Here is a 7243-nt window from a genome sequence, read left to right as displayed (position 1 = left end):
AGGCCATGTTTGGTCTGCTGATTTCGTCGAGCGTATGGTAAGAAAAAGAAAGTTTAGAATCTTTGTCATCATAGATGATTTCTCAAAAAGAATCATATCTTATTACATGGACTTTTCCATTGCCGGTCAGAAAGTCCTTGAGGTCTTTGAAAACTCAATAAAACTCTTCTCAAGGCCAAGAGTCTTTAGAACTGACAACGGCTCTGAATTCAGGAAAATTTCAATCTCTTCCTTTCCAACAATAGAATCAAGCACGAGTTCATAGATAAAGGCAAGTCTTACCAGAATGGCTTCAGCGAGATTTACCAGATTCAGCAACGAATGCCTCAAAGGAATTGATTTTGACCTTTTATCTATTGACGAGATAAAATCATCCATAACGGACTGGTTCAAATAGTATAATTATCAAAGACCACATAGTGCGATTAACTACGAAACACCGGTAAAATTCTATCTTAGGTCTTACTGAATTCGACTTTGCAGGATCAACGTTGATCCTGCAATGATACATTCATAAGTACATGGTCTCTACTTTTGACTGTATCAATTTTGGGGGCATATCAAGTTCTATAAGTTTTTTTAATTCTTCATCCAATAATCTTTGTTGTTTTGGTATCATGATTCTATTCTATAACTTCTATTCGGTTTTTGAACCTGCTTTAGTATATATGCATCTGAAAAAAGATCTGAATCTTCTAACTCCACAAACGGCAAAAATGAAAATTCATCTCCCAAATCCTACTCCACACCAGTAACCATCAACTCTTCTAACGAAATTTCATTTTATTCAGACCGCATAAGAGAAAACACACATTTTTGCTTGCTTCACACAATTACATTTTAAGATCTCGCTTGGAGTAGTGGATCAGTTTTGATGAGCGCATGGATTGATATGCCCCCAGAGATGATACATTCAAAAGTACATGCTCTGTGCTCTTAACTGTATCAACTTTGGGGAAATCTCAATTTTTCGAGTATAATAAAAGAAAATTATTTGTTCAAATTTTTTAAGGAAAGGAATGTTTTTAAGTGTCTGAAATCATAACAAATCAGGAAGAATTCCTTTCAAAGATTATGAACGACATAATTCCAACCACGAAAGAACTGTTATTTCTTGTGGGATATTTTTATTTTTCAGGATTTGAACAAATTTACAAATCTTTGAAAGACAAAGATGTGAAAATTCTTGTTGGATTAGATGTGGACATTGACTACAAAAAGATAATCGAATATGAGAATTTGATCAGTCAATCGCTAAGCAAAGAGAATGTAAGAGAACAATTTGAAAAATACTTCGTTAAATTGTTTAACGATACGGATTTTTTTGATAACAAAGAAAGACAAGAATCATTCGAATTGTTTGTTGAAAAATTGAGAAATGGCAGTCTCCAATTGAGAAAAACACTTGAGCCAAATCACTCTAAACTTTATCTGTTCAAAAATTCAGATGAACATAGTGAAAATGGTCTCAATCCCGGAACGGTCATAACAGGATCAAGCAATCTCACACTCAAGGGGCTTAGAGACCAATTTGAAATAAATGTAATTATAAGAGATAAAAGAGATTTTGAGAATATGGAAAAACTCTTCCGTCAATTATGGGATAGTTCTATTGAGATATCCAAAGAAGATTTTGATCAAAATATTGCTAAAAATATTTGGTTTGAAAAGATTCCGGATCCATACTTGATTTACATAAGGGTGCTTGACGAATTATTCAACAAAAAAAGAGATCAAAAGATTTCCATTCCTTCAGAAATAACAAGAAAGAAGTTCTTAGATCTTAAATATCAAACAGATGCGATCGGGCAGGCTATTGAAATCATAAAAAAACATTCAGGCGTAATAATTGCTGATGTCGTCGGCCTTGGAAAAAGTATAATAGCCTCTGCGGTGGCTCATAATTTAAGAATGAGAACTATAATGATCGTTCCACCGCATTTAAAAGAACAATGGGAAGATTACAGGTATGAATTTGATTTTAACGGTAAAGTGTTTAGCAGCGGAAAGATGGAAGACGCATTAAGAGAAGTTAACCAAGATTCGGAGGAAAAACTAATCATAGTGGATGAAGCGCACAGATATAGAAATGAAGAAACTCAAGATTATGCGATATTGCATAAGATTTGCCAATCGAACAAAGTTATTTTGCTAACCGCGACTCCTTACAGCAATAAACCAGAAGATATATTTTCTTTGATTAAACTTTTCCAAATTCCAACGAGATCAACACTCAGGACTGTTGACAATCTCTCTGTTAAATTCTCAGAATTGATCAAAAAGTATAAAGATATAAGCAGAAACAGTAGAAACACGGAATTATTAAATGATAAAGACATTCAACAAATAGGGGATGAGATCAGAGATATAATATCTCCTTTAGTCATAAGAAGATCAAGAATTGACCTTCAAGAAATAAAAGAGTACAGAGATGACATAAAAAAACAAAATATAAAATTTCCGACGGTTCATGATCCTGAAATTCTTGAATATCCTCTCGGAGAACTCAGAGATTTGTACATCAAAACGCTTGACAAAATAGCGCCTAAAGATGACAAGAAAGGGTTCATCGGAGCAAGATACACACCTGTGCTTTATCTTAAGGACTACGAAAGTTACAGAAATAAAATTTCCGAAACGTTTGAAATGGACGAGACACTGTTTAGACAGTCTCAAATAAACCTTGCCAATTTTATGAGAAGACATCTTGTGAGAAGATTCGAAAGTTCTATGAAAGCGTTCAAAATTTCACTTGATAGCATGATAGAATCATCCGAAAAAATTCTAAAATGGTACGAATTTGGATATGTCCCCATTTACAAGAAAGGAGATATTCTTTCACCAGAAGATCTTGAAGAATATGAAACCGATGAGAAGTCGCTCTTTGAAGAATTAGGAAATAGTATTGAAAATAAACTCGATAATCTACGCAAGCTCGATAATCTACGCAAGAAGGGTTACGAATTTATAGAAGCGAAAGAATTAAAAGTAGGGTTTAAAGAGGATGTAAAAAAAGATATTGAGTTGCTAAAAGCAATACGCGAAGATTGGTTTGGTAAACAAAAAGCGGATCCGAAACTTGAATATTTTAAAGAAATACTGCCAAAAAAAATATCTGAAGGTAAAATCGTAATTTTCAGCGAATTTGCCGATACAGTGGATTATCTTTATGAAAACCTAAAAGATAAATTTAAAATCATAAGTTACTCTGCTTCAGAGAAATACAAAGTAGAAAAGATCAAGGATAATTTCGACGCTTCTTCCGATAATCAAAAATATGATTTTGATATTTTGGTAACCACCGATGCGATGTCCGAAGGCGTTAATCTCAACAGAGCAAACAAGATCTTCAATTACGATATTCCATACAATCCAACAAGAGTCATTCAAAGAATAGGAAGGATAAACAGGATAAACAAAAAGGTCTTTGACGATATTTTCATCTACAATTTCTTTCCATCAGATGTTGGAGAAAGAGAAGCCAATGTAATGCATATTACAACATTTAAGATGGCAATGATTCAAGCTATAATTGGAGAGGACACTAAGATATTAACCTCCAATGAAGAACTTCATTCTTATTTTGCAAGACAATACAAAGAAGAGGAAGAAAGGTCCTGGGATGTTGAATACATAAATTTCATAAATGAAATAAGAAATAGTAATCCTGAATTACTTGAAAAATCTCAAGGAATCCCAAAAAGAGTTAGGGTAAAAAGAACCGTTGATAAGGGTAAAAAAGGAGTCGTTGTTTTTGGCAAAAAAGCGGATGAATATGTCTTTAAAATCGGAAATGAAGATTCCATAAGCACTATTACATTTGAAGAAGCTCTGAAATTATTTAAAGCAGATAAAAATGAGAAAGCCGAACATGTAAGCGATCAATTTGAACCAATTTATCAGGCAGTGAAAAGTAAGTTATTCGAACGTAATTCTCATTTCACAAGAGATAGAGGCACAAGTAATGCCCTCAAAGTTCTTAAAGCAATTAAAAAGCAACTTTTAGATGACAGATTAAAAGAATATATAGATGATCTCATAAAGGTTATTGACGAATACGATGATTTGCCTAAAAAATACATGAGACTTATTCGAAAGATGAATATCAGAAATTACAACAGTAAAATTTACGAAATTAAAAAAGAAATACCGCACGAGTATATAATGTCTATAATCAATCGCGCAAAAGAAATAGATGAAGGAGAAGAAGTTATAATTTTTGCTGAAGAATTTTGAGGAGGGACAACATGGATTTGAATAATCCTTATAAAAGAGAAGATTTTGTTAATTTTCTGAGGGCTTTTCTTCCGGATAATTTCAGATATGAAGAAGAACATGTATCAGTAGATACAAAGGTAATCAAATCATGCACCTCTCTTGGGACATCTTCTCTTGGCAAATCTTCAAATTTAAATATTTACGAGTTTGAGCATGAATCTGAAAGAGATCCGAGAATCACAATAACAAAAGAGATCTTCAAATTCATGAAAGATAATATAATAGACAACGTGTTAGCGGTCGTAAAATCTAAAAATTCTCAAAATTACAGGTTATCACTCGTAACGATAGACTATACATTAAGCGATAAAGGCATTAAAGAGGAAAAATCAAATCCAAGGAGATATTCATTTTTTCTCGGACCGCAAGCAAAAGTAAGGACACCTGAACAAATTCTCATAAAAAAAGGCGCTATCAAAGATTTAGAAGATCTAAAGAGTCGTTTCTCCATAGAAGTGGTTAACAAAGAATTCTACCAAAATATATCAAAGTTATTTAACGAACTTGTCGAGAATATAAAGTTACCGGACGGCGCCGATAATGAACAAAAGCAAAATTTTGCCGTGAGGTTAATTGGCAGAACAATTTTTTGTTGGTTCCTTAAAAAGAAAACGGTAAATGGGAAGTCACTTATTTCTGATGAGATTTTATCAAAGAATGCGGTTAACAATGCCATTCAAAACGGAAATGATTACTTTCACACAATTCTTGAAACCTTATTTTTCCAAATCTTAAACACACCAATTGAGCAAAGAAAAATAAAGGATTACAACGATATTCCATTTCTTAACGGAGGTCTCTTTGAGCCTAAGACTGACGATTACTACGAATTTGATGATGCAACTCAATTGTCGAGATATATAAATACAGTTAAAATTTCCAATGAATGGTTTGATCAGTTTTTTGATGTGCTTGAAACTTACAATTTCACAATAGACGAAAGTACACCTTTTGACGTTGAATTGTCCGTTGATCCTGAAATGCTTGGAAGAGTCTTTGAAAATTTACTCGCGGAAATAAACCCTGAAACCGGAGAAAGTGCAAGACATTCAACTGGTAGTTATTACACGCCAAGACAGATCGTCGATTACATGGTAGATGAAAGCCTTAAGCATTACTTAATCGATAAGACCTCTCTTGATGAAAAAACAATAGAAAACCTTTTGAGTTATCATGAAGACACTGTCGATATAGACGATAAGATCAAGGAGAAGATAATAAACGCGATAGATGATCTCAGAATAATAGATCCTGCATGCGGCTCTGGCGCCTTTCCAATGGGAATTCTTCAAAAACTTTCATGGATACTCCACAAGGTGGATCCTGATGCTTCAAAATGGAAAGAGAAGCAATTTGAGCGCTTAGAACCGGTAGTGAGAAAAATCTTTGAAGATAAATTAAAAGGAGAAAATGAGGAATTTACAAGAAAACTCGGTCTAATAGAAAGGACAATATATGGTGTAGATGTCCAAGAGATAGCCGTTGAAATAGCAAAACTTAGAGTTTTTCTCTCTTTGATAGTTGATTCTAATATTGACAGTTCAAAAGATAATATGGGAATTAAGCCTCTTCCTAATCTTGAATTTAAATTCGTATGCACCGATACTTTAAGAAAATTGCCAGAAAGTATGTTATTTGAAAATGAAAAAATGATAGAAGAACTTAAAAAAATAAGAGAAAAGTATTTTACAAGTTATGGTCAGGAAAAACAAAATTTAGAAAAACAATTCAAACAAGTGCAGAATAAGATGTTCAATGAATATATTAAACTTGGGTCTTATGAAACTAAAACAAGAATGCTTTCATATTGGGATCCGTTTTCCTCAAAACCATCTGATTGGTTTGATCCAGAATGGATGTTTGGTGTCAAAGATGGATTCGACATCGTGATAGGGAATCCACCCTACATACAACTTCAAAAAGATCATGGTGCATTAGCCAAAAGATATGAGGATCAAAATTTCAAAACCTACAAAAGAACGGGCGATATTTACACGCTTTTTTACGAAAGAGGTTTACAATTGCTAAAGGAAAATGGATATCTCTGCTTTATCACTTCCAACAAATGGATGCGAGCCGGATATGGAGAAACATTAAGAACATTTTTCCTAACTCAAAATCCGTTGATTCTGATTGATCTTGGCCCAGGTGTTTTTGAAAGTTCAACCGTTGATACCAATATTTTGCTGATGCAAAAAACTGAGAACAAAAATCAGTTTAAAGGTGTTACTTTGAAATCGAAAAATGATGCTCAGAATCTTTCAAATTTCGTTGAAACGAATGCGATTTTGTTACCTAAAATGAATAACGGTGCATGGTTTATAGGTAATGATGTAGAAAGAAGGCTCAAAGAGAAGATAGAAAAGATCGGCAAGCCTTTAAAAGAATGGGATGTGAATATTTATCGTGGCATATTAACAGGATTAAACGAAGCTTTTATAATTACCACAGAAAAGCGAGATGAGATACTGGCAAACTGCAAAACCGAAGAAGAACGAAAACGCACCGAAGCCATTATAAAGCCCATTTTGCGTGGCAGAGACATCAAGCGGTATTATTACGAATGGGCGGGGCTGTGGGTGATTTTTATACCCTGGCATTTTCCTTTGCACGAAGATACCAGCATTCAAGGAGCAAGTGAAAAAGCAGAAAAGGAATTTCAGAAAAAATATCCTGCTATTTACAACCATTTACTTGAATTTAAAGACCAACTATCAAAAAGAAACAAAGAAGAAACTGGCATTCGCTACGAATGGTATGCCCTGCAACGCTGTGCTGCAACCTACTACCCAGAGTTTGAGAAGGAGAAGGTGGTGTGGCAAAGAATTACACAAGAGCCAACTTTCTGTTTAGTTGAGCCAAATGTTTTTATTCTTGATAGTATGGCATTTTTCACAGGTAATAAATTGAAATATGTAATGGCTTTGCTGAATTCAAAAGTAATTTATGAATATGTAAAAATGAT

Annotated in this window: 3 protein-coding genes; all 3 read left to right on the top strand. The window is 33.7% G+C overall.

Annotation, left to right across the window (positions count from 1 at the left end; genetic code table 11):
• On the top strand, positions 1 to 265 hold a 265-nt coding region (locus ACP5NR_RS08495), incomplete at its 5' end, for a DDE-type integrase/transposase/recombinase (RefSeq protein ID WP_428006328.1).
• Between the two features lie 764 nt (positions 266 to 1029).
• Positions 1030 to 4236 (top strand): helicase-related protein, encoded by a 3207-nt coding sequence (locus ACP5NR_RS08490; protein ID WP_428006327.1) that lies wholly within the window; start codon positions 1030 to 1032, stop codon positions 4234 to 4236.
• Positions 4237 to 4247: 11 nt separating this feature from the next.
• The coding region (locus ACP5NR_RS08485) for an Eco57I restriction-modification methylase domain-containing protein (protein WP_428006326.1) at positions 4248 to 7243 on the top strand (2996 nt) is incomplete at its 3' end.

It is taken from the genome of Athalassotoga sp., from assembly GCF_049965695.1.
GTDB lineage: Bacteria > Thermotogota > Thermotogae > Mesoaciditogales > Mesoaciditogaceae > Athalassotoga.
Note: the sequence above shows the minus strand (reverse complement) of the source record. Positions and strands in the feature narration are given on the sequence as shown.